The 16,170-nt window shown below is 41.3% G+C and carries 14 protein-coding genes; 8 read left to right on the forward strand and 6 right to left on the reverse strand.

Features of this window, described 5'->3' with window-relative positions:
- Positions 1-23 precede the first annotated feature (23 nt).
- The gene (locus V7L07_RS17885; protein WP_335060017.1) at positions 24-2,720 is read left to right on the forward strand and encodes a CBS domain-containing protein; all 2,697 of its coding nucleotides are present in this window, start codon (positions 24-26) and stop codon (positions 2,718-2,720) included.
- 12 nt (positions 2,721-2,732) lie between these two features.
- On the opposite strand, the gene V7L07_RS17890 is transcribed toward V7L07_RS17885, so the two are convergent.
- The 3 genes from V7L07_RS17890 to V7L07_RS17900 form a co-directional block, all read right to left on the reverse strand.
- Positions 2,733-3,497: a Uma2 family endonuclease gene (locus tag V7L07_RS17890; RefSeq protein ID WP_335060019.1), complete on the reverse strand. Its 765-nt coding sequence runs from the start codon at positions 3,495-3,497 to the stop codon at positions 2,733-2,735.
- Positions 3,498-3,675: 178 nt separating this feature from the next.
- Entirely contained in the window at positions 3,676-3,930 is a 255-nt protein-coding gene (locus V7L07_RS17895; protein WP_335060021.1) for a hypothetical protein, read from the reverse strand.
- Positions 3,931-3,954: 24 nt separating this feature from the next.
- Positions 3,955-4,293 (reverse strand): DUF433 domain-containing protein, encoded by a 339-nt coding sequence (locus tag V7L07_RS17900; RefSeq protein WP_335060023.1) that lies wholly within the window; start codon positions 4,291-4,293, stop codon positions 3,955-3,957.
- A gap of 387 nt (positions 4,294-4,680) precedes the next feature.
- Between V7L07_RS17900 and V7L07_RS17905 the strand changes: the two genes are divergently transcribed.
- From V7L07_RS17905 to V7L07_RS17930, 6 genes are all read left to right on the forward strand, one after another.
- On the forward strand, positions 4,681-4,908 hold the full coding sequence (locus V7L07_RS17905; protein ID WP_335060025.1) for an ATP-binding cassette domain-containing protein: 228 nt from the start codon (positions 4,681-4,683) through the stop codon (positions 4,906-4,908).
- Positions 4,884-5,399 carry an ATP-binding cassette domain-containing protein gene (locus V7L07_RS17910; RefSeq protein ID WP_335060027.1) on the forward strand — a complete coding sequence of 172 codons (516 nt, stop codon included), beginning with the start codon at positions 4,884-4,886 and terminating at the stop codon, positions 5,397-5,399. Before V7L07_RS17905 ends, V7L07_RS17910 begins: the two co-directional genes overlap by 25 nt.
- Positions 5,400-5,495: 96 nt before the next feature.
- Positions 5,496-5,822 carry a DUF6825 family protein gene (locus V7L07_RS17915; RefSeq protein ID WP_335060029.1) on the forward strand — a complete coding sequence of 109 codons (327 nt, stop codon included), beginning with the start codon at positions 5,496-5,498 and terminating at the stop codon, positions 5,820-5,822.
- Between the two features lie 178 nt (positions 5,823-6,000).
- The gene (locus V7L07_RS17920) at positions 6,001-7,686 is read left to right on the forward strand and encodes an ABC1 kinase family protein (protein ID WP_335060031.1); all 1,686 of its coding nucleotides are present in this window, start codon (positions 6,001-6,003) and stop codon (positions 7,684-7,686) included.
- 17 nt (positions 7,687-7,703) lie between these two features.
- A complete protein-coding gene (locus V7L07_RS17925) occupies positions 7,704-8,441 on the forward strand; it encodes a Stp1/IreP family PP2C-type Ser/Thr phosphatase (RefSeq protein ID WP_334711908.1) in 738 nt (245 codons plus the stop codon).
- A gap of 652 nt (positions 8,442-9,093) precedes the next feature.
- Complete coding sequence (locus tag V7L07_RS17930) at positions 9,094-9,291, forward strand: NblA/ycf18 family protein (RefSeq protein ID WP_094348015.1); 198 nt, start codon at positions 9,094-9,096, stop codon at positions 9,289-9,291.
- 431 nt (positions 9,292-9,722) lie between these two features.
- On the opposite strand, the gene V7L07_RS17935 is transcribed toward V7L07_RS17930, so the two are convergent.
- Entirely contained in the window at positions 9,723-11,276 is a 1,554-nt protein-coding gene (locus V7L07_RS17935; protein ID WP_335060125.1) for a serine/threonine-protein kinase, read from the reverse strand.
- 1,179 nt (positions 11,277-12,455) lie between these two features.
- On the opposite strand from V7L07_RS17935, the gene V7L07_RS17940 reads away from it, so the two are divergent.
- The gene (locus V7L07_RS17940; RefSeq protein WP_335060034.1) at positions 12,456-13,709 is read left to right on the forward strand and encodes a glycosyltransferase; all 1,254 of its coding nucleotides are present in this window, start codon (positions 12,456-12,458) and stop codon (positions 13,707-13,709) included.
- A 121-nt stretch (positions 13,710-13,830) separates the two neighbouring features.
- Here V7L07_RS17940 and V7L07_RS17945 read toward each other — a convergent pair whose 3' ends face one another.
- Together V7L07_RS17945 and V7L07_RS17950 are read right to left on the reverse strand one after the other, a co-directional pair.
- Positions 13,831-14,277 carry a hypothetical protein gene (locus V7L07_RS17945; RefSeq protein ID WP_179067998.1) on the reverse strand — a complete coding sequence of 149 codons (447 nt, stop codon included), beginning with the start codon at positions 14,275-14,277 and terminating at the stop codon, positions 13,831-13,833.
- A gap of 173 nt (positions 14,278-14,450) precedes the next feature.
- On the reverse strand, positions 14,451-15,683 hold the full coding sequence (locus V7L07_RS17950) for an anhydro-N-acetylmuramic acid kinase (RefSeq protein WP_335060036.1): 1,233 nt from the start codon (positions 15,681-15,683) through the stop codon (positions 14,451-14,453).
- Positions 15,684-16,170 lie beyond the last annotated feature (487 nt).

Consider the following 16,170-nt stretch of genomic DNA (forward strand, 5'->3'; position numbering starts at 1 on the left):
CTAATGACCAATGACTCTTAACTATGGATTTAATTCTTTGCCACACAACAGCAGATTTTGATGCGCTAGGAGGGGCGGTAGGCTTAACGCGCCTATTACCAGGAAGTAAGATTGTGCTGACTGGCGGTTCTCACCCTCCTGTAAGGGATTTTTTAGCATTACATCGGGATGAATATCCGCTGATTGAACGCCGTTCGGTGAATCCAGAAAAAATTCGTTCTCTGACTGTGGTGGATACGCAACAGCGCGATCGCTTGGGTAAAGCTGCTGAGTGGTTAGATTTACCCAATCTCAAAGAAATTATAGTTTATGACCATCACTTAGGACAAGAATCAGATATTCCCGCGACGCGATCGCATATTTCTTCAGTCGGAGCCACCACAACTTTAATTGTGGAGCAATTGCAACAACAGCATATTTCTCTGACTTCTGCTGAAGCAACAGTGATGGCTTTGGGTATCCATGTTGACACTGGCTCCTTGACCTTTGACCAGTCTACACCACGGGATGCTTTCGCTTTGGCTTGGTTGATGCAACAAGGTGCTAGTTTGTCGGTAATTTCTAGCTACCGTGACCCTGGTTTGTCTTTGCAATTACAACAGCTATTAACTGAGGCGCTGGAAAATTTAGAATATCTTTGCCTACATGGATATACGCTTGCTTGGGTAACTTTAAAAACCGATGCTTTTGTACCAGGGTTATCCAGCTTGGCATCAGAACTTGTGGAATTAACCGAAATTGATGCTTTACTGTTGGCTAATGAGTATTCTTTGGGTGAAAGTGATTCACGTTTAACAGTAATTGGGCGATCGCAAATTCCCAAAACGAATCTTAACCTATTATTTCAACTTCTAGGAGGCGGCGGTCATTCTCAAGCCGCATCACTAAATCTAAGAGGAGTGGATTCACAAGCAATATTAAAACAACTCCTAGACGGTTTAAAAGCGCAGGTTCCTCACCCCCTCACCGCCAGGGATTTGATGTCCTCTCCTGTCCGTACAATTCTCCCTGAAACTACAATTACTGAGGCACAGCGCATTTTATTGCGCTATGGACACTCTGGTTTATCTGTAGTCGATACTCAAGGGCAACTAGTAGGTATTATTTCACGCCGGGATCTTGATATTGCCTTACACCACGGATTTAGTCATGCGCCAGTCAAGGGATACATGACAAGAAATCTGAAAACAATTACACCAGATACGACACTGCCACAAATTGAATCGCTAATGGTGATTTGTGATATCGGACGTTTACCAGTATTAGAAAATGGGCAGTTAGTTGGTCTTGTCACCCGTACTGATGTTTTACGCGAATTACATCAAGAAAAGGATGAAGACGAAGGAGGGGGAGAAGTACAGAGGGGGAAAAGTAATATTAGTCTCCCGCAATTGCAAAATAAACTTGCTCCTCAGCTATGGCAATTACTCACCATCGCATCACAAGAAGCAGAAAAACGGGGTTGGCATCTTTATTTAGTTGGGGGTGCGGTACGGGATTTGCTGCTAGCTGAGACAGCAGGTAGCTTGATGATTAAAGATATTGACCTAGTAGTTGATGGTTTTCACAAATCAGCAGATGTTGGTGCTGGTGTGGAACTAGCAAAAGCACTCCAACAACTTTACCCTGCGGCTCGTTTAGAAATCCACGGGGCTTTTCAAACTGCTGCTTTGCTGTGGCACAAAGACGCAGAATTAGATTCTCTTTGGATAGATATTGCCACCGCTAGGACAGAATTTTATCCTTACCCAGCAGCAAATCCAGAGGTTGAGGCGAGTTCCATTCGGCAAGACTTATATCGCCGAGATTTTACCATCAACGCTCTCGCTTTGCGGCTTACTACTCCCCGTGCTGGTGAATTACTCGATTTTTTTGGCGGATTACTCGATTTACAAGCTAAACAAATTCGAGTTTTACACGCCAACAGCTTTATAGAAGACCCCACCCGCATTTATCGCGGTGTGCGTTTTGCTGTGCGCTTTGGATTTCAGATAGAACCGCAAACTGAAGAGTTTATCCGCTATGCAATCAACAGTGGTGTTTACGATCGCACTGCTCAAGAGAATAGCAGAACTCCAGCCCTGCAAACTCGACTGAAAACAGAATTAAAACACATCCTAGAAGCCCCCTACTGGAAATCGGCTTTACAGTTACTCGATAATTTAGGGGCATTGCAATGTATCCATCCTACTCTGAAGCTAGATGTGGAAGTCCTACAACAATTACGTTTATTAGAACGCTGTTTGCGGCGATTTGACCCGCAACCAACCCTCATCCATTGGGAAATGCGCTTAGAAACGTTAATCGCCTATTTAGAACCACAATATCGGGCGAAAGTAGCAAAAAATCTGCAACTACAAGAAGATGGCATTAAACGCTTACAAAACTTGGCTTCTGCCCAAACTGAGATGATGGAATCTTTGCCTAAATGTCAAAGTCCCAGTCAAGTAGTACAGCTGTTGCGAAAGTACGATTTACCAATGCTGATTTTAATCGCTGTGCAAAGCCCGCGATCGCTTAGACATCAGATTTGGGAATATCTAACTGTTTTGGCTAATGTGCAGCCACTATTGAATGGCAATGATTTAAAGAAACTGGGTTACACACCAGGGCCACAGTATCGGCAAATATTAGATGATATAGTTACTGCTACCTTAGATGGAGTAATTAAAGATAGGGCTGAAGCTGAGGAGTTTTTAGTACAACACTATCCTAAATAAAATAGCTCTGGTCTAAATTGTATCTGGATCGATATTTAACTCCCGCAGTTTTGCTGCTAAACGTTCAGCCTTTTGTTCGGCTTGTTCTGCTTGTTGTTGTGACTGTTCAGCCTTGTGTTCAGCTTGTTCAGCTTTTTGTTCGGCTTGTTCAGCCTTTTGTTCAGCTTGTTCTGCGGTTTCTTCAGGTGTTGGTACTAATTGCCCATCTCGTGTAAAAAACCGCAATAGTCCCTGATAAACTCCCAGATTTAACCCTAGTTGATGACTCCATAAATATCCTTGCCCACTTGGTTGTAGAGGTTGATATTCTCCATCTACTAAATGAAATCCTGCAAATTCTTGTGTGAAAGGATCGAACCAAAAATAATCGGGTGTGCGGAAGGTATCTTGATAAATTGTTTTCTTTAAATCTTTGTCAGTATTAGCTGTTGAGTCAGACAGAATTTCCAGAATTACATTCGGATATTTGCCATCTTCTTCCCAGACTACCCAACTTTTACGGGTTTTACGTTCAGTTCCCAGCACTACAAAAAAGTCTGGCCCTCGGAAGTGTTCTGATTTTCGTTGGCGTGGACTGTAGTAGATAGTCAGATTTCCCGCCGCATAGAAATCATTTCTATCTCGCCACAGCCATTTTAGGCATTTGAGTAAGAGCATGATCTGCTCTAAATGAAGTTCGCTTTCCAAGGGAGGCTCGTCACTATATAAATCACCAGGGGGAAATATAACATCTTGGCAGATGCCTTTTTGATCATCTAATTCTTGAGCTATGGTCATAGAATGGATAGGGCATCAAGTAGTTATGGATTTATTTTAGCAGTGTTGTAGTTAGCGATCGCATAGCTTACCGTAGGCGATCGCCTATTTTTAGGGTAAGGGTAAATAAACTATTATGTCTTGATATTCATCGTCTTCTGATGCCAAAGCAACTATTATGAGTTCTTCTATATTTTCACTAATACTTAAATTTGGATTGAGGATAAAAATTCCTGGTACGTGAGTGACGATTAACAGCGATATGTTCAGCTAAATGTACTGGCATAGAAGTTCGGTTATTTGTTACTAATATAAAATTATTGTCCTCACACCAACACAGGATTTCTGGATCGAGTGTACTTTTTGGTGGAGTTCCTGATTCTCCTACCACTTTGATCGCAATCTCAGGTTCTCTCTCGTAGTCTAATTTGATTTGGATATACAGGATTGACATTTTCATCAATCAGATATTGCAGTGTCATGCTTGCTGTTTAGCTTGTCTTTCAATTCGGAGTTGGCGCAGTTTTTCTGACACTGGCGGGGGATTAAGCCTCTGTTGTTCTCGCATTCTATGAACGTGTTCTATCCAGTTTTTGATGTAAGCACTGACAGTTTCTTTGTTTTGCAGATAATAAAGACTTGTTGCATACACTTGCTCTAAAGATATTGTTTGATAAATTTGGGCAATTTCTTCTGGAGAACGTCCACAATCAATGTATTCATAAAGAATTGTTTCAAGACCAATTCTTGAGTCTTTCAATCTAATGTCTTCAGAAGAGAGAAAGTTGAAATACTCTGCGATATGTTTGGTAGACATAGATTGACCTATACTCATAGTTAGTTATTATATATAGTAATCTTTTTGTTCAAGCGATAAGCTTGACGGCATAGCGATCGCTACCCTTCGGAAATTCCTTAGTGTTACACTGTAGTCAATATCAAACATCATCACAACTCCAACGAGATAGTAGAAATGAAGTAGTACCAAAGACCTGTTGCACCAAAGCAATAAATGTCAACGAAGAATAAACGCAACTAGCTTGACAGGGTTACTTCACATAGTCATGCACTAAAAATATTGTCATTAATCCTATCTATATAGAACCGTTTGACGAGTGTCTGCGGCTAAGTTTTTTTGTGTCTAATCTACCCGTAAGTTTTGCAAATACGCGGGTGGAAGTTTGCGAATTGAGGTTTGAAAATAATGCAGAAAAAATCAATATTGTTAGCTGAGAATTTAGCATATAAACTCAGCGTAGATAGAACTTTGTTTCAAGGGGTTCAGGTAAGTATTGAAGCAGGCGATCGCATTGCTTTGGTTGGTCGTAACGGAATAGGAAAATCAACCCTACTCAAGATACTTGCAAGTCAACTCAGCCCCAATACAGGCTCAAGGCAATTTTGGGGATGGAAAACCAAACAGCTGTTTTAGAATTAGGTGAGGTTTTGCTCACACCAACGATGAAAGCTGTATATCTCGATCAAACCTACAAATTCGTAAATCGAAAATTCACAATTCTGGAAAATATGCAAGCTGCCAATTCTGATCTCAGCTATCAGCTTTTGCGTCAACAGTTGGGACACTTCCTCTTTAAATATGATGATGTTCACAAAAGCGCCTCTATACTGAGTGGGGGTGAATTGGCAAGACTAGCGATCGCTATGATTAGTATCTCAGAAATCGATCTGCTGATTCTTGATGAGCCAACTAATAACCTGGATATTGAAACTGTTGAACAAATAGTAGTAGGTATCAATGATTACCAAGGAGCGATTTGGGTAATTTCCCACGATATCGATTTTCTCAGCCGGATTAACATTACCCAAGGTTTTAAATTGAAGGAACAAACTTTGCAAACGACGACTTATTTACCGAGTACACCAGAGCAATATTATCGAGAGTTGCTGGAATGCGATCAATAAAGCGATCGCCTCATGTAAATTTATAGCTCAACAACAGAAGCCGCAAAGCATACAGGCAAGTTATAATTCTCTTGCGGTGCAACGTAACAAAAATTTATGAGTAATCCCCTTGTGCAAGCCTTTTTCGTAGGCAGAGCGGTAGCAGAAGTAGTTAATGAGCGTTTAGAGGTCGCCTTGACCGATGCTTTGAGCGATCTGGGCAAATTTGATGCAGAAGCTAGAGAGCAGCTGCGCCAGTTTACAGAAGAAGTCCTAGAGCGGGCAAATCGGGCAACAGAATCAGCTAATGCTGGTCAATCTACCGCAAGTACTGGGCAAGCCAGTTCTGATTCCGGTGACTTGCAAGCAGATATTGACGAATTAAGAGCAGAAATTGCCCTCTTACGAACAGAATTGCAACATTATCGCCGAACTTCTGCATAAATTTTAGTCATTGGTCATTAGTCATTGGTGAAAAATTATGTACGAATGACATAGACGCGCCAGCGGCTTCCCGCAGGGTAAGACAAATGACAAAGGACACTTAAGAAAAAACAGTTTAGGAATCAGAGTGTCTGTTCTTCCAAGTGATTCGGTCGCAAACCAACGGTACACAAAGTATATGGAACAAGGTTATTCAGAGAAGGCATACCGTTGGAATCGGGAAAAATACTCTAGCAGACGGCGTTTTGTGGACATTTGGTCTTTTGTCTTGACCTTATTGTTCAAACTTTGGCTATACAACAAATCTTGGAGTTATCCGGGTGGTGTGACTGAGGCAAAGCAAGCTACAAGGCGCAAAACCCAAGCAGTCTGGATTCGTAATACCCTACTGGATTTAGGGCCAACCTTTATCAAAGTTGGGCAATTGTTTTCTACCCGTGCTGATATATTTCCTGGTGAATATGTAGAAGAACTGGCCAAGTTACAAGACAAAGTACCGGCATTTAGCTATGAGCAAGTAGAAGCGATCATTGAGAAAGAATTAGGCAAAAAAATTCCTGAACTCTTCCATAATTTTGAACCGATTCCCTTAGCTGCTGCAAGTTTGGGGCAAGTACACAAAGCTATACTGCATACTGGGGAATCGGTTGTTGTCAAGGTGCAACGTCCTGGACTAAAGAAGTTATTTGAAATAGATTTACAGATTCTCAAGGGAATTACCCGCTACTTTCAAAACCATCCCAAATGGGGACGGGGACGAGATTGGTTGGGTATTTACGAAGAATGTTGCCGCATTCTTTGGGAAGAAATTGATTATCTTAATGAAGGTCGTAACGCCGATACTTTCCGCCGGAACTTTCGCGGCTACGATTGGGTGAATGTCCCAAGAGTATACTGGCGTTACGCCACTTCTAGAGTGCTGACTTTAGAATATCTCCCTGGAATTAAAATTAGCCAATACGAAGCTTTAGAAGCAGCAGGTTTGGATCGAAAGGCGATCGCTCGTCAAGGCGCTCAAGCCTACTTACTACAATTACTCAATAGTGGCTTTTTCCACGCCGATCCTCACCCAGGCAATATTGCCGTTAGTGCGAGTGGTGCTTTAATATTCTACGATTTCGGCATGATGGGGCGGATTAAAGCCAACGTCCGCGAAGGATTGATGCAAACACTGTTTGGTATTGCTCAAAAAGATGGCGATCGCGTTGTCCAGTCTCTCATCGATTTAGGCGCGATCGCCCCAACCGATGATATGGGGCCAGTACGGCGTTCTGTCCAGTATATGCTGGACAATTTCATGGATAAGCCCTTTGAGAACCAATCAGTCGCAGCAATCAGTGACGACCTTTACGAAATAGCTTATAATCAGCCATTTAGATTTCCAGCAACTTTCACTTTTGTGATGCGAGCCTTTTCTACCCTAGAAGGGGTAGGCAAAGGCTTAGATCCAGAATTTAACTTTATGGAAGTTGCCAAACCTTATGCAATGCAACTTATGACCGATATGAATGGTTCTGAGGGGAATAGCTTTCTTAACGAATTAAGTCGCCAAGCAGCTCAGGTAAGTAGTACCGCCTTTGGTCTACCACGTAGATTAGAGGATACACTAGAAAAGCTAGAGCAGGGAGACATGCGCTTGCGCGTTCGGTCTATAGAAACTGAACGCCTGCTGCGACGACAGAGCAGTATTCAGCTCTCAATCAGCTATGCTCTGTTGATCAGCGGTTTCACGCTTTCAGCTACTATCCTAGTGGTTAAGGATTATGTATGGCTAGCACTGCTGCCTGGTTTAATTGCAGCTGGGCTTTCAGTGATCTTGATCCGACTACTTTCACGCCTCGACCGTTACGATCGTATGTATTAATTGTTGCAGCAAAATTTATGAAACTTAATTTCACGGGTTTTAGCGATCCGGGACTTATTCGTTCTAATAATCAGGATGCTTACTATATTGACCCAGAAGGGCGGTTTTTCATTGTCGCCGATGGCATGGGTGGTCATGCCGGAGGTGAAGAAGCAAGTCGGATTGCCGCTGAAGAAATTCAGGCTTATTTAGTCGCCAATTGGGAATCTTCTAAATCTTCTCAAGAACTGCTAGAGCAAGCTTTGTGGGGTGCTAATGAAGCGATTTTGCAAGATCAGCAAAGCCATCCCGAACGCGCCGATATGGGTACAACGGTTGTAGCGGTAATTTTTCGCGCCCCAGAGTCCCCCTGGTGCGCTCATGTTGGGGATTCCCGTCTGTATCGCTTTCGGGAGTTGCAATTAGAACAGGTAACAGAAGATCACACTTGGGTTGCACGGGCGATCAAAATCGGTGACATCACCTTTGAAGAAGCGCGATCGCATCCTTTTCGTCATGTATTATCTCGCTGTTTGGGGCGTGAAGACTTGCATCAGATTGATGTACAACCACTAGACGTAAAAGTTGGCGATCGCTTGCTCTTATGTAGTGATGGTCTTACAGAAGAACTTGTCGAGGAAAAGATTGCTAGCTGCCTCCAAGACACTCCTTGGCTTGATAAAGCAGCAATCTCTCTAGTTGAGGCTGCCAAAGACCACGGAGGGCACGATAACATCACAGTTGTCATCCTCTCACTCGAAGAAAATAGTCATTAGTCATTAGTCATTGGTCATTTGTCATTTTCCAAGATAAAGAACAACTGAAAATGATTAATCCGGTAAATATACTCAGTAATTTGTTCAGTGTGAGCATTTTTCCTTTTTACAATTTGATACAAATATTTTTAGCCTCCAAAATCACCTAATGAGGCTAAATTTGCATAAATTGGTGAATTGACATCTTGCACGTAATAAGGTAGAGCGACTATAATTCACGCTTATTACCATTCATTTCCCAACCTCCTTAAAATTCCTGCCCTCTCAAGCTTCCTCTATACTGGAGCAGACAGCATCTTAGGTTTTTTAAGCAAAAAGACCAAGACGCTTAAGGGTAGCATCTAATATTCTCCTCAAAGAAGAGTTAGATCGAGCAATAGTGAGTTAGGGAGGTAGTTATACTTATCTGAGACTAAATAGAGCCTATTTTCCGGAATATGGTTCGGTTGACTTGGGTGGTATATCAGTAGGATTAGGTGCAAGATATCAGATCAGAAAAATTCCACATTTAGGATGTAGGCAATCTGTCAAACAGTTGTTATCTTTCTTAATACAGAGGAACAAATTTTGGACAGATATCAGTCCAATTCTTATCCCATTTGGACTTCTGTGAGCGATATCACCTTTACACGTTGTTTTTTCGGAGTTAATTATGAATCAACCAATGAAACTATCCTTGGAACAGCAATTCAGCATTTGCTCATTTTCCACTCAGGTGCAGAACATGAGCCACGAGCAAGCTAAAGACTTTTTAGTAAAGCTCTATGAGCAAATGGTCGTGCGTGAGGCAACCTATCAAGAACTTCTGAAGCATCAGTGGGGCTTAGATTCCGGTTCCACTATGGCATAGAGTCGTTCTAATGTCGCAGTGGGCGACCTCCTTCTCTTGCTTGGTTCCAAGGAGGAAAAGAGCTGGGGATGTCGGGGCGTCAACTTCGATAAGTTACTCTACAAGAGGGACGCAAAATTTCAATTCACAAAACGAACGAAATAGTAAACATTGTCTACGGTATATTTGCTGGAGTCTAGACTTAACTTTACCATTGTAGGCCAAACTCTTTTTTGTTTTGTCTAGTCTGAGAACCACACCTGCGTAAATTTACAATTTCCTGGAATATCTACACAAGAAAATTCAGAGAGAGCTCAGATAGCACTGCTTTAGCAGCTACCAATTTCACTCCTTTATACATATAACTAGAACTTACATCTTTATATATACTTTGTTTATAAAAGTTTACATTCCGGTAGTGACCAGCCCTTAGTAACATTAAAAAATTATTCCTAGCTGCAAAGATCGTATGGGGAATCTGTGTCAATACTTTCCAGTTTTGTGATAATTTGAGGCTTAATTTTTTCGTACTCACTTTTTAGTAACCTCTTACTGATTTGCGGGTCGGCAGAAGACACCAGCGTGTTACTCATTGCGACCCACTCTTGCAGTCGTTGGCGCTGGGCAGAAGCAACGCTGGAAAGTAAGATATGGGTACAGCGATTTGGTGTTTCTCGTGCAAAGAATAACAAGCGGTAGTAACCCGTGTGCTGTAGTAACCGGACAATTTCTTGACCAAGACTGCTTTTGAGATCGAGGTAGTAAGGCAACCATTTAGCACCATGCTTACGGTTGTAGATGACAGTAATCCATAGCAGCATGGGATGGGGAAGAGAGATGAACAGAAATTGGTTATAGCGGGTACAGAGTAAGCGTTTTTGAATTTCCTCCTGCGGTAGCATCACCCATAAAGCTGGTAAAGCCTCCCCACTGATATGAATGGCCTGGGGAAAGACAATATCGGCAATTGGCTTATTGGGGGGCCAGGAAATGGCACGAGCGATTTCATCGTTAGACCAGGATACCCGCAAATCGGCTTTTGTCTTTTGTTCAAGCTCAGGACTAACTATAGTAGTAGGAACTAGGGCATGGCTGTCTTGTTTAACTTTGCGTGTATGCTCGGGCTTTTCTAGAGACGCTAGAACTTTGAGGATTTCATTGATACTTTGGGGGCGATCGCGTGCTACCTTAGCAAGACAACTCATCACCAAATTTTCGAGTTCTCTTGGTAGTTCTAATCCAGGCGCAACCTCAGCAAAAGAACGTGGTTTTTGATAGTGATGTGTTTTATACCATGCTCCAAAAGAGTGAGTTGGTGCCACCAGTGGCATTTTGCCCGTGAGCATCTCAAACATCATGACGCCCAAACTATAAATATCAGCACGGTTGTCTAATTCCTTACCCTCCATTTGTTCGGGAGAAGAATAAGCCAATGTCCCCAAATAGAATTTTGTATGGTCGCCATCTGACTGTAATAATTTAGCAATACCAAAATCTAGAACCTTGACCAATTCCCCGAAACTGGGATCTTGAATCACCAGCATATTACTTGGCTTGATATCGCGATGGATAATTGGGCAAATAGTACCCTCAACTGGGATACCATCATGGGCGCACTGTAATCCCAGGCTGAGTTGACGCGCCATACTCAGGAATCTTGCTAAAGGCAGTCGTTCCTTGCGAATAATATTGTTCAGGCTTTGTCCTTGTAAGTATTCCATGACGTAGAACGGGGTATTATTATCATCTACGCCATAGTCCATAACTCGGACAATGTGAATGCTTTTTTGCCCTAGTAAAGCACAGGTTTTTGCTTCTCGCTCAAAGCGGTCTTGCAATCGCATCTTTTCATTTTGGATTGATAGAGCAAGAAACTTAACTGCAACGGGTACACCTCCCAATAAAGTATCTTTAGCACGATAAACTCGACCCATTGCTCCAGTACCGATTAACTCCTGGAGTTGGTAGCGTTTGCTGAGTAAGCGACCAATGTTAGGGTCTGACATAGAAAATTCGACTCCAAAAGCAGGTTGTAAGTGTTTGGGAGGAAAAGTGCATTCAAACTGATATAGCAATCCGATAACGAAGCGGTAGCGAGTCAGACGCTCCTGCGTCGCTAACGCTGCGCTATCGAGCGTCTTTGATTTCTGAATCACTCGTAGAGGTAAGGGACTGGGGACTGGGAAGAAGGAATAAAGGTGTACTGAGTTTTGTTCAAAAATCAAATATGAGTCCTATATCTGAATTATTGTGCCCATAAATGACTTTCTAGGCTCGTACTGCAAGGCAGAAGTCGGAGCGCAAAGAGCTTATAGGATAAGCTTTTATGCGATTTCCAATCGTCGCTTTATTTAGGCAGTGGTGTACTAGCTTTTTAAATCCCCTAAAAGAGGATTTAAACCACGCTCTGCCAGTTTGGAACCAAGATGGTTATTACAACTGGTACAAGAGACTAAATCAAACAAACAGAAAGGGTATATTTATAATGACGCTTTGTACCATTTGCACTTTAATTGTGATGTAACTTTAGTTTGCCCAATTTTGACGAAATAGATAACTCTAGGATCTAGCAAAAACCTTAGTTAGGGAGTACCGCGCTTACCACAAAGTTCTGAGAACTCAGTCGTGAGTGCAAATTTTTGAATTATCAATAAAGCCTAAACGTTATTCAAGTAAGAATTTCTGTTTACTTGTAGGTTATTAGACATATCAAAAGCTGATTTATTACCCATTGCATAGTAAAGGGTAAGAGTATCTCAATCAGGCTTGACATAAGGAATCAGAAGAATCTAATGTGCTGCTAATAAAACAATATTTTGGCCTTCGTCCGCGCAGGCGGACGAGAGTTTGTGTCGCCGCGATTTCTAATCGCTTGGATTATTCTCTCTCCAGAGTTATAGAAGAGCGCTAGAATCTCAGATTAGTGTAAAGTTTTATGTATAAATTCAAAGTTATGCTATTTTTGCTATATTTACTTAAGTGAAGACAAAGTAGAAAAATTGTTTTTCCATTGAAAATAAAAGTAACCTCATCAAAAACTTTCTATATTTATAGAAATCAATTTTTCTTTGCCTCAAGATATTTAATGAATTACCTAGACTAGCAAAAAGCATATTTAATTTCAAGTCTAGACGCTTGCTTTAGAGAGAAATATTTTTTGCATAGAAACTATTTTAGACGAATATATGAAAGTTTTAATTGTTACGTGTCACTTACCAACTGATGATAAAACTGATAAACATGGATGGTTTAAACGCTTAGAACTATTTATCGATGCACTCAAGGAAATTGCTGAGATCCACATCCTTTACTATTTTAGTAATGGGCAAGAAAATTTGACCTTAGAAAAAACTGCTGAGATAGAAACAAATCTTAGTAATAAATTCAATAAGAAGGTTAGTTTATATATTTTTCCGTATGTAATGAGAGGTAACTTAGTAGGGAAAACAATAGATTTGATTTTGAATTTTTATGATAAAAAAAGATTATTTTCTAGCAGAAACTCTTTAGAGACTAAATTTTTTCAAGAGAAACTTCAAATAATAAAACCTGACATACTATTTTTTAGTAGATTACTGTCAATTTTCCCAGCATTAGGTACTGAATATAAGTTTCCTAGTATTTTTTTTGATGTTGATGATATTTTCCACACTGATTATTACAAGAGGCTATGGAAATCTCAGCTACTTTATTTAGGCAATTACTGGGAGAATATTAAATCAGTTCCTCTTTTCTTTTTCCAGACTCTTTATAAAGAATTACTACTTTCTCGTGCTGTTGCAATTTCAGACTTAACATTTGTTTGTTCTGAGATAGACCGTAAATATGTTTCGGAAAAATTTAATGATTCTGAGGTTAAAACAGTAGCAAATGCTGTGACTATCCCAGAGGCAAAAAGTTCGCTTCCTAGCAACCAAAATTTGCTGTTTTTAGGAAATTATGACCAATCACCTAATAATGTTATTGGTGCTAATTTCTTGATAGAGAAGATTTGGCCGCTTATTTATCAACAGCAGCCAGAAGCACGTTTAATTATTGCTGGCAAGAGTCCAGATAATATTCGTACTTATAATGATAATATTCCTGGAGTTGAATTTACAGGCTTTGTCACAGATATAAATGCTCTTTATGACCAAACTCGCGTCGTTTGTTGCCCAATCTTATCTGGAGGTGGTACTCGACTTAAAATCATCGAAGCAGCAGCGTATGGAAAACCAATTGTTTCAACTAGTGTTGGAGCAGAAGGGCTAGAAATAATAGACGGGAAAGAATACATGCTTCGAGATCAGCCTGAAGATTTTGCCCAAGCTTGCCTAGAGTTATTTAGAAATGATTTTCTTTGCGAACAGCTAGGAAATCAAGCTCGTGCTGCTGCTATAAAACATTACGATCGCAACTCTATAGTTAATCTTATACAAAAATATTTTCAGCAGTTCTAAGAATAAGTTGATCAAATTGCCAAGATTTTCTCCTAAGCGTTCACGAGGTAACAGGGCAATAGTCAAAATATTTAACAGAAAGCTTCTGGACTAGATGTACAGCAATGAGGTGACGTTGCCCTTAACTTGATTGACGCTCTAGACTAGCTTCCATTGTGTTAGTTAAACAATGACCAGCCAAAATGCCACTACTGAGGTAATATGTATCTTCCGAAATCCGGTGTAGGGTTTCAAAGCCACTACGTCGCTGACGATCGCCTAGTACCCAGTAACGCTGCACAATAGTATCTAAACCAATCCAGCCTTCGCCTTCAACCTGACCCAAAATATTATGTTGTAGTAAAAAAGTATATTGACGCTCTCCCTCATGCAGCCGCCCCTTGTATTGTAGAGAGATTTCGGAGCGATCGCTACCTGGGAATATTAATTTTGTGGCCATAGTGAACCAGTTATCTCGATGCCAAGCTACCAAGGTCATACCCTTAACGCTGATTGGTATACCATTACGTTCCAGCCAATTTCCTTGCATTGCCCAGCGTCCTGGTTCTAATAAAAAAGTATGAGCCACCTTTTATATTTCCTGTCTTGATCGAGTGCCGCCAAGACTACAGTTATAGCAGTGCTGAGTTAGGAGTTAAGAGTTAAGAGTTAAGAGTTAGGAGTTAGGAGTTAAAAGTTAGAAATTCTTTCCCTACTTTCCCATTCAGTACGGGCTAAACCTTAGGTATCTGCTAACAGCACTTAAGACTGACCTTGCTGAATTTCTCCCAAAAGCACTTCTTGAGGTGCCCCAGTAGCAGTAGGTAGGTTGCCAGGAATGCCCAAATTTCGCCAGTAGGCTAAAACCGCGAAGGCGATCGCTTCTTTAAAATCTGCACTCAAGCCGACTTCATCTGTAGTCCAGACTGGTATTGATGTCATCAACAACTGTAATCTTTGTTTGAGATAGAGATTGCGACTACCACCACCACATAATAGTACCCTTTGTGGCATTTCCGGCAAAAAAGCGCGGTAACTATGAACAATTGAAGCCGCTGTAAGTTCCGTGAGAGTTGCCAGTACATCAGCAGCATTAAGTTGGTATGCTTGTGCATCTTTTAAACACTGATGCAAATAAGTCACACCAAATAACTCTCGACCAGTGGATTTGGGCGGTGGTAGATGAAAATAGTCTTGGCTTAACCATTGTTCTATCAATGGATCGCAAGGAGTACCACTTGCTGCCCAATTGCCGTCTTCATCATAAGTTTTAGCACCAGCACTTAAATGCTCCACCGCTAGATCCAACAGACTATTTCCTGGGCCAGTATCCCAAGCGCGAATTTTTGAGAGCCAGTCACCATACCGAGGCGGAATATAAGCAACATTGCCAATACCACCAATGTTTTGAATGCAACGCCCTTCCTGGGGATGACTGAGTAAATAAGCATCGACTCTGGGCACGAGGGGCGCACCATGACCACCAATAGCGATATCAGCAACACGAAAATTGCTCACAGTGGTAATAGCTGTAAGATGGGCAATTAATGCACCACGCCCTAATTGCAGACTGTAACCCAAAGGAGTGCTAAGTGCTGAGTGAGGCATTCCTCTCCCTCTGCTCCCCTGCTCCTCTGCTTCCCCTGCTGATTCTTTGGGTGGTCGATGATAAACTGTCTGACCGTGGGAACCAATGAGAGTAGCTGGCTGATGACCAATTTGAATATTTTGGGCAGCTTGGGCAAAGACAATGGCGATCGCATCATCTATTTCTGCTAATTCTGCCATTGAGATGGCAAGGCCTGCACCAACTGCCAATATTCTTTCTCTGAGTTCGGCTGGATAAGGATATGTTGCCCCAGCTAGCAACTCAATTTTGAGATCCGATTCTGTACCGGAAATCTCTACCAACACAGCATCTATGCCATCTACGGATGTGCCACTAATTAAACCAATAACGCGAGTAGGAACAGCAACTTCTTCGGTCGGATGCATTGATCGAGATTCTTTTATTGATTGCAAGAGGTAGTTTAATTCATGCTACTACCCATGTCAAAAAAACTCAGGTGGTAAAGTTGACTGGAGAAAGACGAATGATGAGGGAAAGGGTGAGAGGCAGCCTACAGCTAACTGTCAAAGAACATTGTAGTCCCCTTGAAGTAAAAAGAATAATTTTGAAATTACGGCAATTCCAGAGTTATGAAATGTATTAAAACTATCTGGATATATTGTGAAAATTTATGCAATCGGTTGCCATAAACAGATTGTGAAGTTAATCACACAGTAAAATGCAGGTTATGTAATTACCTGAAAGAAGAACTGAGGTAATCTTAATTTTTGAGCTTGAAAAACTATTCAGCCAAGGGATAAGCACTGATTTTCAATGGTTTGGCATCGCACAATGCCTCATGCCTTCTTGATCTAGAACCCTAAAAATATAAACTGCCTGCGAATCACAAAATGGCACTTTTTATAAATGAAG

This window comes from Nostoc sp., assembly GCF_036916985.1.
In the GTDB taxonomy this organism is placed as follows: Bacteria; Cyanobacteriota; Cyanobacteriia; order Cyanobacteriales; family Nostocaceae; genus Nostoc.